This is a genomic window from Streptomyces sp. NPDC097129 (genome assembly GCF_055668065.1).
In genome coordinates, this window is the sequence record NZ_JBVOQE010000016.1 from 82,302 (window position 1) to 102,695 (window position 20,394).

The 20,394-nt window shown below is 68.3% G+C and carries 17 protein-coding genes and 1 pseudogene; 13 read left to right on the forward strand and 5 right to left on the reverse strand.

Going from position 1 to position 20,394, the window contains the following annotated elements; all coding sequences use genetic code 11:
- The first annotated feature begins 105 nt into the window (after window positions 1-105).
- From AC0B9F_RS34075 to AC0B9F_RS34095, 5 genes are all read left to right on the forward strand, one after another.
- Entirely contained in the window at window positions 106-1,308 is a 1,203-nt protein-coding gene (locus tag AC0B9F_RS34075) for an MFS transporter (protein WP_472009109.1), read from the forward strand.
- Entirely contained in the window at window positions 1,305-1,775 is a 471-nt protein-coding gene (locus tag AC0B9F_RS34080) for a VOC family protein (RefSeq protein ID WP_472009111.1), read from the forward strand. The genes AC0B9F_RS34075 and AC0B9F_RS34080 overlap by 4 nt, the downstream gene beginning before the upstream one ends.
- Window positions 1,757-2,455 (forward strand): SDR family oxidoreductase, encoded by a 699-nt coding sequence (locus AC0B9F_RS34085; protein WP_472009112.1) that lies wholly within the window; start codon window positions 1,757-1,759, stop codon window positions 2,453-2,455. Before AC0B9F_RS34080 ends, AC0B9F_RS34085 begins: the two co-directional genes overlap by 19 nt.
- A gap of 186 nt (window positions 2,456-2,641) precedes the next feature.
- Window positions 2,642-3,826, forward strand: coding sequence for an IS701 family transposase (locus AC0B9F_RS34090; protein ID WP_472009160.1), 1,185 nt, complete (start codon window positions 2,642-2,644; stop codon window positions 3,824-3,826).
- A gap of 519 nt (window positions 3,827-4,345) precedes the next feature.
- The gene (locus AC0B9F_RS34095; RefSeq protein WP_472009114.1) at window positions 4,346-4,648 is read left to right on the forward strand and encodes a hypothetical protein; all 303 of its coding nucleotides are present in this window, start codon (window positions 4,346-4,348) and stop codon (window positions 4,646-4,648) included.
- A gap of 55 nt (window positions 4,649-4,703) precedes the next feature.
- Here AC0B9F_RS34095 and AC0B9F_RS34100 read toward each other — a convergent pair whose 3' ends face one another.
- A complete protein-coding gene (locus AC0B9F_RS34100; protein ID WP_472009116.1) occupies window positions 4,704-6,551 on the reverse strand; it encodes a hypothetical protein in 1,848 nt (615 codons plus the stop codon).
- A gap of 742 nt (window positions 6,552-7,293) precedes the next feature.
- On the opposite strand from AC0B9F_RS34100, the gene AC0B9F_RS34105 reads away from it, so the two are divergent.
- Window positions 7,294-7,629 carry an ankyrin repeat domain-containing protein gene (locus AC0B9F_RS34105; protein WP_472009162.1) on the forward strand — a complete coding sequence of 112 codons (336 nt, stop codon included), beginning with the start codon at window positions 7,294-7,296 and terminating at the stop codon, window positions 7,627-7,629.
- On the opposite strand, the pseudogene AC0B9F_RS34110 reads toward AC0B9F_RS34105, so the two are convergent.
- The 3 genes and pseudogenes from AC0B9F_RS34110 to AC0B9F_RS34120 all read right to left on the reverse strand — a co-directional run.
- A pseudogene (locus tag AC0B9F_RS34110) lies at window positions 7,601-7,843 on the reverse strand (transposase); the annotation flags it as partial. The gene AC0B9F_RS34105 and the pseudogene AC0B9F_RS34110 sit on opposite strands and share 29 nt — an antisense overlap.
- 342 nt (window positions 7,844-8,185) lie before the next feature.
- Entirely contained in the window at window positions 8,186-8,575 is a 390-nt protein-coding gene (locus AC0B9F_RS34115) for a hypothetical protein (protein WP_472009118.1), read from the reverse strand.
- 71 nt (window positions 8,576-8,646) lie between these two features.
- Window positions 8,647-12,021: an ALF repeat-containing protein gene (locus AC0B9F_RS34120; protein WP_472009120.1), complete on the reverse strand. Its 3,375-nt coding sequence runs from the start codon at window positions 12,019-12,021 to the stop codon at window positions 8,647-8,649.
- A 315-nt stretch (window positions 12,022-12,336) separates the two neighbouring features.
- Between AC0B9F_RS34120 and AC0B9F_RS34125 the strand changes: the two genes are divergently transcribed.
- The 7 genes from AC0B9F_RS34125 (at window position 12,337) to AC0B9F_RS34155 (ending at window position 18,964) form a co-directional block, all read left to right on the forward strand.
- Window positions 12,337-12,846, forward strand: a complete 510-nt coding sequence (locus AC0B9F_RS34125; RefSeq protein WP_472009122.1) for a discoidin/SUN/FTP domain-containing protein — start codon at window positions 12,337-12,339, stop codon at window positions 12,844-12,846.
- Between the two features lie 58 nt (window positions 12,847-12,904).
- Window positions 12,905-14,563 (forward strand): S1 family peptidase, encoded by a 1,659-nt coding sequence (locus AC0B9F_RS34130; protein WP_472009124.1) that lies wholly within the window; start codon window positions 12,905-12,907, stop codon window positions 14,561-14,563.
- Between the two features lie 302 nt (window positions 14,564-14,865).
- Complete coding sequence (locus AC0B9F_RS34135) at window positions 14,866-16,110, forward strand: acyltransferase family protein (protein ID WP_472009125.1); 1,245 nt, start codon at window positions 14,866-14,868, stop codon at window positions 16,108-16,110.
- Between the two features lie 106 nt (window positions 16,111-16,216).
- Complete coding sequence (locus AC0B9F_RS34140; protein ID WP_472009127.1) at window positions 16,217-17,119, forward strand: RHS repeat-associated core domain-containing protein; 903 nt, start codon at window positions 16,217-16,219, stop codon at window positions 17,117-17,119.
- Window positions 17,116-17,454: a hypothetical protein gene (locus AC0B9F_RS34145; protein WP_472009128.1), complete on the forward strand. Its 339-nt coding sequence runs from the start codon at window positions 17,116-17,118 to the stop codon at window positions 17,452-17,454. Before AC0B9F_RS34140 ends, AC0B9F_RS34145 begins: the two co-directional genes overlap by 4 nt.
- Before the next feature lie 582 nt (window positions 17,455-18,036).
- Window positions 18,037-18,495: a DoxX family protein gene (locus AC0B9F_RS34150; RefSeq protein WP_472009130.1), complete on the forward strand. Its 459-nt coding sequence runs from the start codon at window positions 18,037-18,039 to the stop codon at window positions 18,493-18,495.
- A 313-nt stretch (window positions 18,496-18,808) separates the two neighbouring features.
- On the forward strand, window positions 18,809-18,964 hold the full coding sequence (locus AC0B9F_RS34155; protein ID WP_472009132.1) for a DUF6131 family protein: 156 nt from the start codon (window positions 18,809-18,811) through the stop codon (window positions 18,962-18,964).
- Window positions 18,965-19,789: 825 nt separating this feature from the next.
- Here the strand turns inward: AC0B9F_RS34155 and AC0B9F_RS34160 are convergent.
- Window positions 19,790-20,394, reverse strand: a 605-nt coding sequence (locus tag AC0B9F_RS34160; protein WP_472009134.1) for a tectonin domain-containing protein, incomplete at its 5' end; no start/stop codon positions are given.

Here is a 20,394-nt window from a genome sequence, read left to right on the forward strand (position 1 = left end):
ACTACGGTCGTTCGCCGGAACCCGTGCATCCGCAAACGCCGGGTTCCGGCACGGCCTCGCCCAGCGGGGCCCGAGCCAACATCATCAAGGGGGAAAGCCACAGCTGTGACATCACACGAAAGCAACCGTCTTCCGCTCGCAGCCCTGCTCGCACTCGCGACCGCAGGGTTTCTCACCATGCTCACCGAAACGGTGCCGGCCGGCCTGCTGCCGCACCTCAGCGATGGCCTGAGCATCTCCGAAGCGCAGGCCGGGCAACTCCTCACGGTCTACGCCGCGGGTTCCGTCGTCGCGGCCATACCCCTGACCACGCTCACCCGCGGACTGCCCCGGCGACCGGTTCTCGTCTCCACCGTCGCCGCCGTCGCCCTGGTCAACGTCCTCACCGCGGTCTCGTCCAGTTACGCGCTGACCATGACGGCCCGTGCCCTGGCCGGCATGGCCGCAGGAGTCCAGTGGGCGATGATCGCCGGCTATGCCATGCGCCTGGTCGACGAGCCCCTCAAAGGCCGGGCTCTGGCCGTGTCGATGGCCGGTGTGCCCACGGCTCTCGCCTTCGGTGTGCCAGTCGGGACGTGGGCCGGCGACATCATCGGATGGCGCTGGACCTTCGCCGTCATCGGCGCCCTCGCCCTGATCGTCGCCGTGTGGATCCAGGCCACCGTCACCCCGTTCCCAGGAGAGCCAGCCACCAGCCGCCTCCCCGTGCGGCAGGTGTTCCTCCTGCCGGGTCTGGCCGCCATCCTCGCTACCGCGCTGCTGTTCGAGGTCGGCCACATGAACCTCTACACCTACATCGCCCCCTACCTGAAGCGGGCGGGTCTCGGCGGACACGTCGACGTCGTCCTGCTCACCTTCGGTATCGCGGCGATGGCCGGCCTCTTCACCGCCGGAGCATTCATCGACAAGAATCTGCGCGCCGTGGTCGTCGGCACCCTCGGCCTGTTCACCGCCTGCATGGCCGTCTTCGCCATCGCCGGCACCACCGCCTGGCTCGTCGTGGTCACCACCGCGGCCTGGGGGTTCGCCCTGGGCCTCGCCCCCACCATGTTCCAGGCAGCCTCCGCCAAGGCGGCAGGCTCGGCGGCCGAAGTGGCCCAGGCGATGATCGTGACCGTTCTCAACGCCGGAATGTCCCTCGGCTCTGTCACCGGCGGCCTCAGCCTCGACCTGGCCGGCGTCAAGACGCTGCCGTGGGTCTCCCTCACCGTGTTCGCCATCGCCCTGGTCCTTGCCGTCACCGCGCGCCGCAACGCGTTCCCCGCCCCCCGCCCCACGCGGGCCGAGCCAGTGCGGGAGAACGTGTGAGCGCCCTGTACCACGTCTGCTTCACCGTGCCGGACCTGGGAGCAGCCATGCACGACCTCACCACGGCAGCAGGGGTCACCTGGCACGCACCGGTGGCGGCGAGCATCGGCGAGTGGGACTACCGGATCGTCTTCACCCAAGGTGGCGCCCCGTTCATCGAACTCATCGAGGCACCCCCCGGCGGGCCCTGGGGAGACACCAGCACGCCCGGTTTCCACCACATCGGCTTCTGGACCTCCAGCATCCGGTCCGGAACCGAGCGGCTGACCGCCAGCGGCATGCCCCAGGAGTTCTCCGGCTGCCCCTACGGCCGGCCGTTCGCCTACCACCGCGTACCCGGGATCGGCGCCGGCGTCGAGCTGGTCGACGCCACCCGCCAGCCCTCATTCATCGACACCTGGAACCCCGGCGGACCCCCGATGCCCGCCATCAACGAGGAGGCTCACCCGTGGAACCCGTCACCCTGATCACCGGCGGCTCGACCGGCATCGGCGCCGCCACCGCCCGGGCGCTGCTCAAACAGGGCCACCGCGTCGTCATCACCGCTCGCGACGCCGACCGGCTCGCCGCCTTCTCCGCTTCCGCCGGAGCCGGCGACCGGCTTTTCACCATCCCCGGCGACACCAGCGACGACGCGCACGTCACCTCCGTCGTCCGGCAGACCGTCCAGTCCTGGGGCCGCCTGGACAACGTGATCGCCAACGCCGGCTTCTCCCTCCCCGGCACCCTGGCAGACCACACCCCCGAAGCCATGCGCGCCATGGTCCTCACCAACGTCCTCGGCCCCGCCCTACTCGTCCGGGAGACACTCCCCCACCTGAAGGAATCCCAGGGCCGCATCGTCATCGTCGGCTCCGTCGCCGGCGTCAAGAACACCCCCGGCAACCTCTACTCGGTCACCAAGTGGGCCGCCCACGCTCTTGCCGAGAACACCCGCCTGCTGGTCACCCAGGACCGGGTCGGCGTCACCCTGGTCGCCCCCGGAATGGTCGACACCCCCTTCTGGGACAACCGCGGCGGTCTCCCCGAACAAGCCCCGACCATGACTGCCGAACAGATCGCCGATGCGATCCTGTTCGCTCTCAACCAGCCCACGGGCATGGACATCAACCACATCACCATGCGCCCGGTCGGCCAGGTCAACTAACCACATGAACGACATCACCACGGCCGCGGCGGCCGGTGAACTGCCGCCGCGGCCCCAACTGCCGAATCCACACCCAGGCCCTGCGGCAGTGTGCGGGTAGACCTCCGTCTCCAGGCAAGCGGTCCAGGGCTAGTACTGCAACGGTGCTTGTCGTGACTGATGGCCAGGTCGGTCGTTGGTGGGGTTGTGGGTGGGGACCTTGCTGATGTCAGGTTGTGGGCGCGTGAACTGGACGCCGTGCATGAGCGGTTCGTGCACCGTTTCAGCAGGTCGGAGCCGCGGGAATCGGCACTTGCCTATATGCGGGGCCTGATTGCTCCGCTGCAGCGGAAGAACGGCTGGACCCTGGCCGAGGAAGCCGGTCATACGGGTCCGGACCGCATCCATCGGATGCTGAACCGGATCGAGTGGGACGCCGATGAGGTGCTCGACGACGTCCGCCAGTATGTGATCGACCACCTCGGTGACCCGAACGCCGTCCTGGTCGTGGACGACACGGGTTTTTTGAAGAAGGGGACGCGGTCGGCCGGGGTGCAGCGGCAGTACTCCGGCACGGCCGGGCGGACGGAGAACTGCCAGGTGGGCGTCTTCCTCGCCTATGCCACCGATCGTGGGCGGACACTGATCGACCGGCGTCTGTATCTGCCCACCTCCTGGACCGATGACCGCGAAAGGTGCCGCCGGGCCGGTATCGACGACGAGGTCGGCTTCGAGACCAAGGTGGCCATGGCCAAGGCGATGGTCCGCCGCGCCATCGTGGACAAGATCCCGTTTCGGTGGGTGACCGCGGATGCCGCCTACGGCTTCTCCAAGGGCTGGCGGTCGGAGCTGGAGCGGGCGGACGTCTTCCACGTCATGGCCACCACTCGGCATGACACCGTGGTCACCCGCTGGGCGATCGACCATCCCGTCCACGACCTGTTCAACGGCCTTGCCCGGCAGAAATGGAAGCGCCGTTCCTGCGGCACTGGCGCCCATGGCCTGCGGATCTACGACTGGGCCCGCGTCGAGGTGCGGCCCTGGCACCGGCCCGACCGCCGCCACTGGGTGATCGCCCGCCGCAGCGTCGCCCGCCCTCAGGAGATCTCCTACTACATCGCTTACTGCCCCGCCGAGACCACGTTGGATGACCTGATCCGCATCGCGGGCAGCCGATGGGCCATCGAGGAGTGCTTCCAGAGTGCGAAGCAGGAATGCGGCCTGGACGACTACCAGGTCCGCCGTTATCCCGGATGGCACCGCCACATGACCCTGGCCATGGCCGCGCATGCCTGCCTGACCGTCCTGCGAGCCCGGGAACTGGATGCCGGGAAAGCAGAAACGGATCCTCCCAGCTCATCCACCTCAGCCTCGCCGAGATACGACGGCTGATTACCCGCCTCACCGACCGCCGGCCCACACCCGTCGAGCACATCCTGCACTGGTCGACCTGGCGCCGACGGCGGCAACACCAGGCCCGCACCAGCCACTACAAACGCCGCGGACACAGCCCCTGACCTGGCCATCAGTCATGGCAAGCACCGTTGCAGTACTAGTCCGCGTCATGCAGGCCGTCGGTCCGCTCACGCGGACCCCGGCGGCACGGCCGGCTCAGGCTGCTCCAAGAGACACGGCCTAGCCCGAGCGGCTTGGCCGACCGTCGAAAACCCGGGTCCGGTGGTAACCCGCAGCGGCCGTGTTGCTCTTTGGGAGGAAGAAGGGCACGACACGCGCCCCGCGGCGTTGTGTTCAGACCGATGCCGTGTGCGGAGCTCGACACTCTTCTCATGGGTTCCATGGTTGATTCGTCCCGGCAGTACCTGCTTGCGGCTCTGGAAGAACGCGCAACGATCGATGTGCGGGAAGTCCTGGCGCAGTCCCTTGGGCGGCCGCCCACGACGGGAGAAGTGAGTGCTGCACGCAAGGCCGGCGCGCCGGATCGCCGAGGACGGGGATGCGGTGCTGATGACGCTGTATCCGGGGCAGGCCAACGGCGGCCGGCGAGGGCGTCGCGCGGTCCTGCATCTGACAGTGGATCACCGAGTCATCAAGGAACTGCCATGCCGGGTGGACTTCGCCACGGAGAAGTGGGACGCGGTCATCGACGAGGGCATGAGACTCACGCAGAAGGAGATCGAGAGTGATCCGGTGCTCTCCTCCCTGCTGCCGGGCTGGAAGGCAACGCCACGGGCTGAGGCACGAGCGCAAAACTGAGCGTGCCAGGATCCGTGAGGCTGCTTCCGCCCGGCCGTTCCACACAGGGCAGGTCTCAGCTGTCGCGGCGGGGCGCGTGGTCGAAGAACCGGTTGTCGGTGTCGATACGGATTTCCCGTACGCCCGGGTAGGGGCGGGGGAGCGGGTCGTTGGTGGCGGCGATGACCTGGCAGGCGTAGCCGTCGGGTGAGGCGTCGTCGGCGATGTCGATCAGGGTGTCGATCAGACGCAGGCCGGTGGCGTGGTCCAGTCCCTGTGCTCCGAGGCCGGCCAGGGGGGAGTCGATGATCAGCAGCGGGGGCACGCGGACGGCCGGGTCGATGCGGCCGAGGTCGCGCAGGGCCAGGAGCAGCGCGACGTTGGTGGCCACCTTCGGGCTGCCGGCGACCGAGCTCTCGGCGAAGGTCTTGTCGGCGGCGTGGCGCTCCTTGACGCGGGTGGTGAAGTCGCTGGGGTCGATGAAGGCGGTCTCGACCTCGGGGTTGATCTGCTGCAGCCGGGCGAGGAAGAACTCCGACCAGCGTGCGGTGACTTCTTTGCGGCGCACGTCGTGGGCGGTGACCGCGGCGTCCCGGGCGGCCTGCGCCGCTTCCATCTGCTCCTTGGCCGTCTGGATGGCCTTCTCCTGGGCGCTGATGTAGTCGGCTGAATCCAGGCGTTCCTTGAGCTGGGCGACGTCGCGGCTCAGGCCGTGGGCCTCTTTCTCGGCCTGCTGCGCTGCCTTGCGGGCGGGCTGGAGATGGCCTTCGTCGTAGGCGTCGCGGGCGGCAAGAGCCTCAGCGGCTGCGGTGTCGGCCTTTGCTGCCTCTGCAGCAGCTGCGTGGGCGGCTTCCTCCAGGGTGCGCAGCCTGAGCCGGAGCCGCTCCACCTTCGCACGGGCCGCGGCGATCTGCTGCTCACGCTGGTCTGCCGCGCCCTCGTGCGGCCGCCCGCATTGCCGGCACAGGCCCGGCTCCCGCTCCGGGAGCGGCTGTCCGCAGCACGTGCAGTCCTGCGATCGGGGCTTGAGCAGTTCGGCGAGCTGGCCCTCGGCGCGCGCGTGGTCGGCGGTGGCGCCGTTCAGCCGGCCGTGGGCGGCGACGACCTGCTTGGCGGTCCTTCTGCGTTCGGCATCGGCCGCCTTGTGCAGGGCCACGAGTCGGCCGCCTTCTCCGATCGCGGTCTTCAGTGCCGCGTCGGCCTGCTGCCACCGCTGCGTTGCCACACGGTGTTCACGCTGCTTCTGCTCGTACAGGGCGCGGACACTGGCCGGGTCGGCCAGCGCCCCGCTGTCCCGCAGCTTCTTGAACGCTGCCAGCGCGGAGCGGGCCGCCCGGTATCGCGACGTTGTCTCGGAGGCGTTCTTCTCCAGGCCGGCCAAGTCCTCGTTCCACAACCCGAGGAGCACTTCCAGGGCCAGGATCCGCGCCTCGTCCTTCCCGCCGCCGAGGAATTGCGAGGCGATCGTGTTCTGCCGCAGCGCCATGACGGTGCCGTAGAAGTCGTCCAGCCCGACACGGGTTGCCCCGCGCACGGCGGCGGGCAGGCCGAGCAGGTCCTGGACGAAGGCACCGGCTGTCGTCTCGCCGGGTTTCGTGCTCGTCACCGGCAGCAGGTGCTCGATCTCGTCCTCATCGTCGAGGTTCTTCAAAGACACCCGGGCCCGCGGGTTGGATCCACTGCGGGTGGCCTGCCAGCGGGTGCCCGCGATGCGGAAGACCAGCCGGACGTACGCGCAGCTGCGGACCTCCGGCATGACCGTTGCCGTCAGCAGGCCCAACGGGTAGAGCAGCGCCTCGAGCGCGGTGGACTTGCCAGCCTTGGAGTGACCGACCAGGAAGGTCACCAGGCCCCTGAAATGACGGGCGTACCAGACGTCGCCGCGCTGGAACTCAAGCCGCTCGATCACAAACGACGGGCCCACAGGGCCTCCTTCGCATCCGGTGTGTTGATCCACACCGGAAACGACCATCGGCCGTATGGGTGACGGGCTCAGCAGCGGTCCGGACCACCCACGAGCGGCACAGGCTGCCCGGGCCCGGCTGGGTGGACCTCCAGGCCGCCGTCGGCATTGAGCACCGCACGACGGCCTGGATAAGCACGCCTAGCCGTGGCCAGGTCCCGCTCGTCGAAGTCGCCGACGAAGATGAGCACGCCGTGGAGGAGCTCCACCTTCTGCGTGGCAGTGGGCCACCGGCACAGCAACGCCTCAGTCGTTATGGGCCCCGCTGACGGCGGCAGGACCGGCCCAGGCATACGCGGCATCCTCTCAATCGGCCAGCGAACGCGCCGCCACGCTGTCCCGCAGTCGGCGCAGCCTGTATGCGCGCGCTCAACGTAGCTGCACCCACTGATGCATCATGGTCGGCAGATTCCCCGGTTCAGACTCTGGCTCACGCTAAGCGACCGGGGTCAGACTTCTGAGGGCCTTCACCAGCCGGTGGAGGCCCTCAGCTTTTGTTCGTTGCAGACACACACGTCAAGCGCGGTCCTGCGCAGTCGCCCATTTCGGTGATCTCCAGACTGTCGCCCGGCGTCAGAGTGGAGATCGTCAGCAGACTCGCGATCGTGACCGCCCGCGACGCTTCTAACAGACCATCTCAATTGGCGATCAGAGGCTGGGAAAGGTGCTGGCCGGGCTGGTTCAGCAACGGTTGAATGCCGCCGTGGAGAACATCTGGACACCGGCCCACCAGGCGGTGGAGGACGAGGACGCGGGGGCTCTGGCGCAGTTGCTGGCCAAGGGCGTCGACCCCGATGAGGTATGCGGCAGCATGACGCTCCTGACGCACGCCATTGACGCGGAAGGCGATGGCGCCTTGCAGAGCGGCTGTCCGCTGACCGTGCATACCACCGCAGTACTCCTGGCCTTCGGCGCTGACCCACAGCTCCCGGGGTCCGACGGGCGAACGCCCATGGACCTTGCCGTTCACTACGGCCATGACCTGGCAGTCACGCTGTTGGAGCGCCACATCAGCGGGTCAGGCGGCGCAGGCAGATGAGGGTACTGGCGATGCTCGTGAAGGCGAGGAAGTGTTCCGCCTTGCGTTCGTATCGGCGATGAAGGCGGCGGCAGCCGGCCAGCCAGGAGACGGTCCGTTCAACGACCCAACGGTGGCGGCCCAACCGCTAGGAACTGTCCGTTCCTTTGCGGGCGATCCGGTGCCGGATGCCCCGTCCCGATAACCATCGGCGCAAGTGGGCGTAGTCGTAACCCTAAGGCGGTGAAGAAGCAGGAGCTGCGCAAGCAGCGGCTCCGTTGGTGGCCTTCGACGACATCTCATCCGTGTCGTTCCTCGGTGCAAGTTCCTGTGCCTTGGGATCCGGGTGGAAGTCGGAGGGGTGCCGGCCGCCCTTGGGCAGGTACCGCGGCCGCCGCTGCTCCGGTAGCCACTCGGCTCGCGTCAGCGCCCTTCCTGAACCTCGTCGTGTTGAAGCCGCGGTAGATGCTGATCGTGTCCGTGTCGGCGAGCTGCTTGCCGAAGTACGCCGGGATCTCAGCGGTCCTGCCCTGAGCATCGGTGGGTCCGGCAGGGATCTGCCTACGTTGGGCTGCTGTTATGTGGCAAGGAAGAACGCAAGCAACATCATGGTGATCACGGCAAACCCCGTGAAAGCCCGGTATTTCCGAGGGTATACATATTCCGCCCTTTTTGTCCCATTTCGCCACTCTTCGCCGTACTGCAGCAAAAGCTTCCTGTAGGGGAGAAACCCGATCGCCAGACCGGTCCATGTAAACGAGTACAGCACCAGCATCTGACGGGCGTTCCAGTGCTGCGCCTCGGCCTGGCCGACGGCGACCATTCCGGCGCAGCACGCGACGGAGGCGCCGAGGAACACCAGTGTCAGCGCGCGTGCCTTCATCCATCTGTGCACGGCGAAGCAGAGCAGGAAGGTGGAGAAGGCCGCCATGATGAGCAGGTAGGCCCAGGAGAGTCGGGCAAGCATGGTTGGTCCCATCGGTAGTCAGGGGCCGACGGGCAGCCCGTCGGCCCCTGAAATACTGTCGGCTCAGCTGCTCAGAATAGTTCCCCGAGCAGGCCGGTAACGGGCGATATGAGATCGTGCCCGAACTGTGTGATCTTGGTGGCTACCTTCGTGCCGCCGAGGGCCCCGATCCACTTCGACTGACCGAAGGTGAGAACGCCCAGCGCGGCGCTCGCCACGGAACTCCTGAACTCGGGGCTGTCCAGTCCCCAGCCGATCCCGGTGAAGAGCACGTTCAGGCCCGCGAAGGCCAGCGAGGCGCCGGCGAAGAAGGCCGCGGCTCCTTCTATGAACGGTACGGCAGGTGGGAAGATCACACCGGCGCCGAGCCCCGCTACGCCGAGGACAGCGGCGGCGAAGCCCGTGCCGATGCTCAGCCAGTTGGTGGCGTTGGCAAGCCACCTGGCGTCCTCCTTCCACCATGGAAGGTCGCCCTGGACGGTGTCGTTGTCGGCACTGTCCGCCGGATTCGCTCCCTTCTCCTTGGCCGCGCGTGCGTCGGCAGCGGCTTGCCGGGCCGCTGCCGCCAGTTCGGCCTGGCGCTTGGCGGAAGCGATCTGGTGGGCTTGGCTGGCGGCGGCAGAAGCGGCCTTCGCGTCCCGGCCGGCCTGGATGGCGGATGCGCGTGCGGCAGTGGCCGAGGCCTGGGCGTAGTTCGCGGAGGCGGCGGCGCGACGCGCGGCGTTCACCGCGCGGTTGGCGGAGTAGTTCGCCGAACGGGCGGCCAGGCGCGCGGTGGAAGCCGCCTGCTTGGCCTGGTCCGCTGCCGCCTGTGCCTTCTTCGCCGACTGCTCGGCGGCGTCGGCGTTGGCGCTCGCCTGAGTCGCGTAGGACGCGGCCTGGCCTGCCGCCTGCTTCGCCTTGTCCGCCCACTGCACCGCTTCGGACGCGGCGTTGCGCGCCTTGGCAGCTGCTTCCTGTGCGCGAGCGGCGGCTTCCTGAGCCTTTTGGGCGATCTTCGCGGCGGCGGCTATGGCGCCTTGGATGGCTGCGATGTGCGCGGCCGAGTCGTTGTCGAGTTGCGCTGTCTTGTACTGCACCGATACCACGAAGTTGCGGCGCATCCAGGCCGGCCCCTCCAGAGCCGCCTGGGCGTGGGCCTTGGTGTAGGGGCCCGCGGTGGCGAGGATCGTCGCCGTGGCGACCGCGTCGTCCTCCTGCTGAGCCTGCTCGCCGGTGGTGCTGAGGAACTGATAAAGCGCCTCGGGCGTCCCGGCGTCGAGCGCTGCGGTCGCCGCCTTCTTGACCGCGACGCCTGGGTTGTTGTTCAGGAAGCGGGCGACGGCGACGCGATTGTCGTCTGCCGCGGCCGAGATGACGCCGGTGCGGAGGAACTTTGTCGCGGCATCCGGATCGTCCCCCTCCAGTACCGTTGCCGCCGCGTCCGCGACGTTCGGTGTCGTGACCTGAGCCAGATAAAGAGCGGTTTCGCGATCGTCCTGCCGTTGGGCCAGCAGCCGGTCGGTGTCGATCCAGGCCAGCACGTCGGCCGCGGAACCCGACAGGGCGAAGCGCGCCGCCTCACGCGACCATGTGCCGTGGGAGTCCATCACGGCGATGGCCGCCTTACGGCCGAGTGTCACGGCAAGACTCTCGTCCCCCGCTGCCAGCGCCGACTCGGCCTTGGCGATGAGGTCGTTTGTGGCCTGCGCGGCTTGCTCCGCCTGCGCCCGCTTCTGCGCGAGGTCCGCCTTCTCCCGCTGTTCGATCTGGGCCAGCAGGCGCGCCTCCTCCATGGCCTGCGCGAGGTCTTGGTCCAGACGCTGCCACTCGGCCTCGCGGGCCTGCTTCTCCACGGCGACGGCCTGGGCGACGGCGTCGGTGGCGGTGTTCGCCGCCTTGGTGGCCTCGTTGGCGAAGTCGGTGGACTTCTTCGCGTACTCGACGGCCTGTCCCGCGTACTGGGCGGCCCACTCGGCAGCGTCGGCTGCCTTGTCGGCGTGAGCCGCGGCGCTGTTGGCGGCGTCTCGCGCGGTGCGAGCTGCGGCTGCCGCCGTGTTCGCCAACGCCTGCGCCGTTCCTGCGGCGTTGGTGGCGATCTGGGCGTTGGCGGTGGCGATCTGAGCCTGCCGGGAGGCCTCCGCCGCCTCGGCCTGCGCCGCCCCTGCAGCGCTGGCCGCCGCTGCCGAGGCACTCGCGGCAGCGGCGGCGTTGCGTGCGGCACTTGCGGCGGCCGCACCGGCGCCTGCGGCTTGGGCCGACGCGGTGGCCGCGGAGTCTGCGGCCGCCGCGGCGGTGCGGGCCTTGGCAGCGGCGTTGCGGGCCGCGACGGCGGCACTCTTGGCGGCGGCTGCCTGGGAGGCGTCCTTCGAGGCGGCGATGGCCGCGCTGTAGGCGCTGGCCGCGGCGGAGCCCGCGCTTGCCGCGGCCTGACTCGCCGCCGTCGCCGCGTAGGCGGCACGGCGGGATGCCTGGATCGCCGCATGGGAGGCACGGATGGCCACGCGGGCGGAGTCCGCGGCTCCCTGCGCGGCTTGCGACGCCTTGCGCGCTGCTGCACCCGATTTGGCGACGTCGTCCTTGGCCGCCTGCGCCTCGGCCGCGGCCTTGTCAGCCGCCTCCTTGGCCTTGGCGGCGGCCTCGACCGCGCGAGCAGCGGCCTCCTCGGCCTGCTTCGTCTTCGCGTCCGCCTTCTTGCCTTCGCGCTGGACGAGGGCGACCAGTTCCTCGATTTTCATGGCTTCCTGATCGCGGGCGCGGGCGATGTGCTGACCCGTCTCCAGGAACCACTCGATGTCTGTCTCGGTGCCCGACAGCGCACGTGACGCATACTTCTGCACCTCGGGACCGCCCTGCGCCAGCAGCTTGGAGACCTCGACGCGCATGTCTTCGAGGCGAGCTGTGTACTGGCCGTCGGTGAGGAACTGCTCCAGGGCGCTCTGCGTGTCCGCGCTGAGGGCCGCGTTGCCCTCGCGACGCACCGCCTTGTCGCCGGTGGCCATCACCGTGGCGGTAGCCACCCGAAGGTCTTCCATAAGGGCAGTCTTGAAACCGCCCTTGAGGTAGTCGGCGATGGTCGCGTCGCCGCCTTCCAGCGCTGCGACGGCTTCGCGCCGACTGCCCTTCCCGGCACCTGCCAGGGAGGCGGCGATGGCGACACGGTTGTCCTCCGCCGTGGCCCTGGGCAGTTCCACGGCGAGGAAGTTCTGGACATCGGCATCAGAGCCGATCAGCACGCGTTCCGCCGCGGCGCGAGTGGCTTTGCCACCCGTCAACCAAGCCTGTACGGCCCGGGCGCGGTCGGTGTCCGGCAGGCTGAAGGGGTCGCCGTCATCGCCGTCGGGTGGCGGCGCTGTTGCGGCCATGGCCAGTGACGGAGTGAGCACGAGGCTCGAGGTGGCCGCCAGCGCTGTGGTGGCCGCGACGGCGCCGAGGACGCGCCGTCTGCTCCAGTAGGTGGTCTCCAAAGCGTTCCTTCAGGGTGAATGGCGGGCAGCGGTGGCACGCCGACAGCGCGCCGCCGCGCAAGTGAGCTGAGTTGGCGTCATGGGTGTACGCGGACAGTCGTGTTGCGTCCTGCGGTTGACGCGCCGTCTGAAGATACGCATGTGAAGAGCCTGTTGGCTACATGTATGTTCTGTGTACGGAACGGGGGCTGCAGGCAAGATCATTTCGCGCCACTTTGCGGGAGAATCAGGCTGATTTGCCCATGGCTCTGGCAGTGAACAAGTGTTTGAATCCTCTGGCTCCGTGCACGCATCATCTCCACGCAAGGAACCTGCATGTCAGTCATACGGCGGGTCATCGCCACAGCTGCGGCTGCAGTTGGCGCTGCCGCAATCGTCACCACTGCCTTCTCAGGCGCCGGACACTCCGCGGCACACGAATCGGTCTCCGTCGCCGATGCCCAGCCCGGCTACGCCATCGAGACCTTCGACTATCCGAACGCGGCTCAGATCGCGGCCGAGAAGGGCATCACACTCAAGCGAGGCGACGGCCACATCACTCTGGTGGACTGCTCATCCGGCACCGGCCTGATGGAGGTCTGGTCCCGGGACCACGACAAATTCTGCTTCCGCGCCACCGGTTCCTCCGGCTGGCTCAGCTTGGAGCTGCCCTCCGTCTACGTGGTCAAGGGCGCCGCTGACCACAGCGCGGACGTCAAGCTGACGGTCCCCGACAGCGATCCGCAGGAGGTCGAGGTTCCCAAGAACACGTGGACCTCGGTCGGTGAGTCCATCGATCCGCAGGAACGCGAGTTCGTCCTGGTGGAGATCCGCACCAGCGCGTAGCCAGCGCACTTCCTCCAGGGCAAGAACTCGTCAACAGACTTATGTGCAAGGACTACTGATGTTTCGCAGAACACCCGGCCGTTCGGCCGGCCTCGCTGCCGTGACCGCCGCAGCGGTCTCGGTACCCCTGATGCTGTCGACCGCTGCTCCCGCGTCCGCCCTCGCCGGCTCGCCCGTCTCCGCGAACACCTACGCGTTCACCGCGAAGCTCGCCATCGGGGACACCTTCCGATCCTGCACGGGCACCCTTATCAACGCACAGTGGGTGCTGACCGCAAGCAGCTGCTTCGCGGAGAACCCCGCCGCGAGCGTAACGGTTCCCGCTGGCGCCCCGAAGTGGAAGACCACCGCCATCATCGGGCGCACCGACCTGGGCACCACCGCGGGGCAGGTGCGAGAGGTCGTCGAACTGGTGCCGCGCGCAGACCGGGACCTCGTGCTCGCCAAGCTGGCCGCTCCCGTCACCGGTGTGCTTCCCCTGCGTCTTGGCAGCACTACCCCCACACAGGGCGAGCAGGTCCAGGGCACCGGTTACGGGCGTACCAAGGACACGTGGGTGCCCGACACCCTGCACACCGGCACCTTCACGGTGAACCAGGTGGGCGACACCCAACTCGCCATCGACGGGACGCCCGTGTGCCAGGGCGACACTGGTGCACCCGTCTTCCGCGACAAGGGCGGTCAGCTGGAACTCGCCGCGGTAGCGAGCACCTCCTGGCAGGGCGGCTGCCTCGGGTCCAGCGAAACACGCACCGGCGCCGTCGCCACGCGTGTCGACGACCTCGGCACCTGGGTGAAGCAGTCCACCGCCTCCACGCTGACGCCGTGGCGCATGCAGATGGTCACCACGACCACGGACAAGACGCTGCTCCACACGATCCGGGACAGCAACTGGGACTGGTCCGCGTTCGGCAACGTCGAGCAGGCCGCCGGCGACATCGGCGACGTCGAGCTCGCTGCCGACTCCGCGATATCCGGCACCAACCACGTCCTGGCCCTCGGCAAGGACGGCGTCGTCTACCAGGCCACCCGCAACAGCAACGGCACCTGGGTCGCCTTCCGCCCCCTCACCTCCGAACTGGGCACCCTCGCCGGCATCAGGAAGATCTCTGTCACCTCCGTGGGCAGTGAGCTCCAGCTCGCCGCGATCACGGACACCCGGGTCTACCACGCCACCCGGGACAGCTCGGGCAAGTGGAGCAAGTGGGGCGACCTGACCGCCTCCCTCGGCGCCCTGACCAGTCCGACCCAGGTCACCATCGCGCGGGTCGGCGACTCCGCCCACGTCGGCGTCGTGCTGGCCGACGGCCGGGCCTTCCACACCATCCGCAACGCCGACCGCACCTGGGACAAGTGGGGCGAGATCACCAAGGTGCCCGGCGCGCCCGCCAAGGTCAGCAACATGGCCTTCGCCGGCACCGGCAACGACCTTCAGGCCGTGCTGACCGAACCCACCGGCGGTATCAAGCACGTCGCGCGACTCTCCAGCGGCACCTGGAGCGCCTTCGGTGACCTCGGCGCATCCGTCCTCGGCACCGGCCCCGTGACCAGCGTGGCCGCCACTGCCGTCGACGGTGAGTTCCACACCGCGATCATCCGTAACGGTGTGATCAAGTACACGATGCGCCACGTCAACGGCACGTGGGAGCCCGCCGACACGCCTCCCGCCGCCCCGGCGAACCCCGCGGCCCTCGCCATCACCGGCACCTGGAACTGACTCACAGTCGCACAGGGGGACGCGTAGCGGACTGATCCGTGCGGCCTGCTCAAGGCCCTCCAGGTCGTGGATGCGGAGTGCCACACCATGATCGAAGCCGTATGGGCCTGCCTGGGCAGGCCCATACGGCTCACTGCCCGAGACCGGTGAGCGCGAGACACCCACCAGAGGACCCTGCGGATAAAACCAGGCCTGTTCCAAGACGTACATGCCGGACCCGGTGCCGGACGGTCCAAGCGGACAAGATATCGTCGGCCTGTTTTGACCTGTGACCGTATAATCACAAGAAAATCGGGGATTTTATGCACCGCGCGCTCGCGCCTCGGTGGTCGCATGGTACTGTCGCGGAGCTCCTGACCGGCCGCAACAACAGCCTTGGCCTGCTGCGCCTCTCCCTTGCCTTGGCAGTGGTCGTCTCGCACTCCCGGGTCCTGGGCTACGGCGGCAAGGAGTACCTCCACTACTTCAGCGGAGGCCAGACCGACCTCGGCAAACTCGCCGTCTACGGCTTCTTCGTCCTGTCCGGAATCCTGGTCACCCGCAGCGGGACCCGGCTCACGGTGGGCCGGTTCCTGTGGCACCGGGCGCTACGCATCCTCCCCGGTTTCTGGGTGTGCCTCGCCCTCACCGCCTTCGTTCTGGCGCCGCTGCTGTACTGGCACCTGCACTCAACGCTCGCCGGCTTCAACGGACCCCGCGGCCCCCTCCACTACCTGCAAGTCAACTGGGGTGTGGCGACGCAGCAGCCGGACATATCTCGCGTCATGGCCGACGGACAGGCGGTGGGACGCATCCACGCTGGGTCCTTCAACGGGGCGCTGTGGAGCCTGCGCTATGAGGTGATGTGCTATGTCGGCGTCGCCGTCCTCGCTGTCACTGGCATCCTCGCCCGCGCCCGCCGAGCTGTCCTGGTCGTCACACTTGTGCTCGGGTGGCTGGTCATACGCCACGCCACCAGAAGCCCCTTCTGGGCCGGCCAGTACGATTCCCACTACCTGCACGACATGCATGTGCCCTTCATGGGACAGATCGGCGTGTCGTTCATGATCTACCTGGGCTTCGCCTTCGGTCTCGGCGCGCTCATCGAGGTCGCCCGCCACCGAATACCCGTCAGTGACCCCCTGGGCATCGCATCCCTGCTGGTCCTGGTCGGCAGCCTGCACTACGGCTACCTCTTCACCGTCGGCATACCGGCCTTCGCCTACCTGCTCGTCTGGCTCGCCGTCCGCCTCCCGGCACCCTTCCGCCGTATCGGTGCCCGCAACGACTACTCCTACGGCATCTACATCTACGGTTTCCCCGTCCAACAGGCCCTCGCCTTGTTCGGGTACACGCGCTGGGGCATTGCCGCCTACCTCGCCCTCACCCTTGTCCTCACCGCCCTGCTCGCAGCCGCCTCCTGGCACCTCGTCGAGCGCCCTGCCCTGCGATGGAAGGACATCGGTAAGGGGCGCCGCGGAGGGCCCAGGCCCACCGCCGCCTCGCAGCCCGTCCACAGGCACGTACCGAAGCAGCGCACCGCCGACGCGGCGACGGCGTCCCGGTGAACAACTCCGTTCGATCAGCCAAACGTTCAGGAGCAGCGAGTCAGAGGTCGCCCCTGAAATGGCGGGCGTACCAGACGTCGCCGCGAAACGATCACCGGCTGTATGGGTGACGGGCTCAGCAGCGGTCCGGACCACCCACGAGCGGCACAGGCTGCCCGGGCCCGGCTGGGTGGACCTCCAGGCCGCCGTCGGCATTGAGCACCGCACGACGGCCTGGATAAGCACGCCTAGCCGTGGCCAGGTCCCGCTCGTCGAAGTCGCCGACGAAGACGGCCTGGACGGCAGCCTTACTGCCATCACGACCCAGACGGGCGGCGTCGTCCTTCAGCTCGCCAACCTGCACGGCGACATCACCCTGCAACTGCCCGCCGACACCACGCTCGCGCCCACCGTTCTCGACTACGACGAGTTCGGCCACCCCCGCACCGGTCAGCCTTCAGCCCGCTATGCATGGCTCGGCGGCGCGGAGCGCGCGGACGACACTCCGTCCGGTCTGCTTCTGATGGGCGTGCGCCTCTACAATCCGGACACGGGCCGGTTCCTGTCCCTGGACCCCGTGCCCGGCGGCAGTGCCAACGCCTATGAGTACTGCAACGGCGACCCGGTCAACTGCTACGACCTGGACGGCCGCTTCGCGGCGGTCGCGGCGCTCGGCTTCTTCGCAGTCGCCGACTGGTGGAACCCGCTGGGCTGGATCGTGGCCGGCCTCATGGCCCTGGGCATCACCATCTACGCGGTCTACAAGGGATCGCAGTGGATCGTCCATCATCACGGGCACACCGAAAAGGCAACCCCCGCCAACTCCGCCTACTGGAAGAAGCTGCGGGCCTACAAGGGCAAAACAAAGACAAACGGCAAGACGGGCAAGTCGCGCCGATACTACGAGTGGGACTACACCCACGGTGACATCGAGGTCTACGACTCCAAGGGCAACCACCTCGGCAGCGCCGACCCCGAAGGCGGACACATCTATAAGCCGAAGGTGAAGGGACGAAAGATCAAGGTATGACATTCATCGACGACGTCCTGCAGGGACGGGCCACCATCGATGACTTCGACTCCTACAACGACACGTGGCAGGACTCGGAGGAAGACCTCGGAGAGTTCCACGACTTCCTAGGACTGCTCTGGCCGGAGTACGCGCTGTGGGCGACGGACCACGAGCGGGTCGACGGCGACGACGTACTCGCCTATGTGATCGCGGCTCGGCGGCACAACGTCGGTCTGCTCGACCATCTGCGGTCCGTGAAGGAAGAAGACGCCACAGCCGCCGAGGTGTACCGCCTCGCCGGCTGGTGGGCCAAGGAGTGGGAAGCGGTCTCCCAGCACTACACGGAGAGCTGATCCGCACCACTGGGGCCGGGACGGGCTATGCAGCCCGTCCCGGCCCCTCGCCAAAACCTCAGCTCCGACTGCGGCACGCGTCGGCGTCACGTCGCGACGGGCGAGCACGTCGAAGCGGACCCCCTCCCGCATCCGCCCTCCCGCAGGCCGCACGCGCCGGTCGCCGCGAAGGTCTGGATCGTCCGATGCCTGGCGAGACACCTGGGCGCGCCGAGGGCCAGGACGTTGGCATCTGGCAGGAGGGCGGCGAACTGATCCAGGGCGCGATCGATGCACTCACACTCGCCTGGTTGCTCGGCACGCTCGCGACCGGAGGACCACGTCGGGTTGCAGACCCGGCCGCCGCTTCGCCCATATCAGGCTGCACCATGCGGCCTGCCGATGGCAGTCACGAGCCGTCTGAGGACATGCTCGGGCGGCGTCGTCACGGCCTGTACAGCGCGTCGCCGCGAAGACTCAGAGGAAATTCAGAGCGTCCGGAAACTGGTGCCGGCCCAAGCGTCGCGCTACATGTCGAATGTCATGCACATGGCTTGAAGTCTGATCCGTCGCCAGGCTTTCAGAACACGAGGAGTAACCCCCATGCACTTCTCTAAAGCCCTGAAGTTACCCACCGCACGCCCCGTGGTGCAGGCGGTTTTCCGCCTGGTGACCGGATTCCTCTTCGCCTGCCACGGTGCGGCGTCCTTGTTCGGCGTCCTGGGCGGCGCCCACGGCGGCGGCACGGTGCAGCCCCTGCAGTGGCCCGGGTGGTGGGCGGCGGTCATCGAACTGCTCGGTGGCGCCCTGGTGGCACTGGGGCTGTTCACGCGTGGGGCGGCGGTCGTCTGCTCCGGGTCCATGGCCTACGCCTACTTCAGCGTTCATCAGGCGCACGCGCTCTTCCCGATCGACAACGGGGGTGAGCCGGCCGTCATGTTCTGCTGGACGTTCCTGTTGATCGCATGCATCGGCCCCGGCGCCTACGCGATCGACGAAATCCTGAGGAAAGACGCGACCACCGCACCCGAGGACACCCTGACGGCAGCGCCCACGACGTAGCCCTGCTGCCGGCAGGACGGTCCGCTGCGACACGAGAGCCCCTCCGTGCTCCAGAGGGGCTTTCACAGCTGTCGAGCGGCGAAACAACCGTGGGGCAGGAGGCGCCGGCCGTCACCCGGCTGACCCGGCACAGCGAGCCCGCAATGCGTGACCGCGGCTTTCGGTGCAGGGCAAGGCGCAGCAAACTCCCCCACAGGCATGATTACCCGATTATCCGGGTATCACCCGAATGGAATCTGCACGGCAGACATCGGCGACCCTGCCAGGCCGGGTCATCAGCAGGCGTCACCGACCGCTGAGAAGGGAGACCACCGTGATTGCCCTAGGCGTCATCCTCCTCGTCGTCGGGTTCGTCCTGCACATCGGCATCTTGTGGACGATCGGGATCATTCTCCTCGCGATCGGACTCATCCTCTTCGTCCTCGGCTCCATCGGACACGCCGTCGGGGGCCGACGCCACTACTGGTAGGCGCAGCGTCTGGCTGAGGCGCTGGGGGCAGGGTCGGCGCTCGGGCTCCAGGTCCTGCAGCGTGATGTGGGTTGGTGCCGCTGACTGGGGTAGTCGGCGGGTGCAGGTCCATGCCCCGGCCGCTGCCGCGAGGGCTGCCCGACAGCGGCCGGCGGGCCACCACCCGCTGCGCGGGGCGGTGGCAGTGGCCCCTCGGCGCCCTGCCCCGCATCCTCGGCACCTGCATGGAACGCGGCTTCGAGGTGGGTCGGCTGTGTGACCACGGACGGCTTTCGCGCGGCGCCCGTCACTCGGGAACGCTCCCCGGCCGACGATGCCGCCCTCTCGCCTTGCACGGCCCACAATCCCGCGCCGCGGAGCATCAGTGACGGACGGGACAGTACGGCTCGGATGTGGCTGGCCCACGCCACACGCCGCGCATGCCCAACGGCAGGTGCATGGGGCAGCCTCCAAGACGATGACCGCTGGGGCTAGCCCGGCCTCCCCTTCACTGGGGAGGAAGCCGACACCAGCATCACTCTCAGGCATGAGTGGTTGTCGACCTGAGCGCGGATGTGTTGGTCGGCGTGCCTCTGGAACAGTGCGTTCTTCGTCGCTTCGTTCCGAGAGGCCCGTTCATGTCCAAGATTGACGTGGCGCCGAGACGGGAAACCAGCGCCGTAAACCAGCCCGCCCGCTCGTTGGAGTGCAACTCTTCTTGCCTCCGTGACGGTATCGGTAGGCGTCGAGCAGGCTGGCGAAGTCGGCGGACGCAAGGAGGTGCGCCAGGCGGGGGCTGCCGACGGCCCCCGCCTGGCGCACTGTGCTGCGGTGCGTGCTGGCCGGTCAGCCTGGCAGGTCGCCGGTGTAGCGGTAGATGTTGCCGGCCGAGTTGACGCCCCACACCGTGCCGTCCGCGCCCGCACCGATGTCGGTCAGCGCCCCGGGAACCTGCTGCCAGGGGCTGGCGTCGTTGTTGGTGTAGGTGTAGATGTTGCCGCCTGCGTTGGCACCCCATACCGAGGTGCGGGAGCCGGCGGCGATCGCCTTGAGTCCGCCGGGGATGTGCTTCCAGTGGTTGGTTTCCTGGTCGCCGGTGTAGCGGTAGATGTTGCCGCCCGAGTTGACGCCCCACACCGTGCCGTCCGCGCCCGCACCGATGTCGGTCAGCGCCCCGGGAACCTGCTGCCAGGGACTGGCGTCGTTGTTGGTGTAGCGGTAGATGTTGCCGCCCGCGTTGACACCCCACACGTTGGTCCGCGAACCCACCGCGATCCGCACCAGCCCGCCGGGGATCTGCTTCCAGTGGTTGGTTTCCTGGTCGCCGGTGTAGCGGTAGACGTTGCCGCCCGAATTGACGCCCCACACCGTGCCGTCCGCGCCCGCACCGATGTCGGTCAGCGCCCCGGGAACCTGCTGCCAGGGACTGGCGTCGTTGTTGGTGTAGCGGT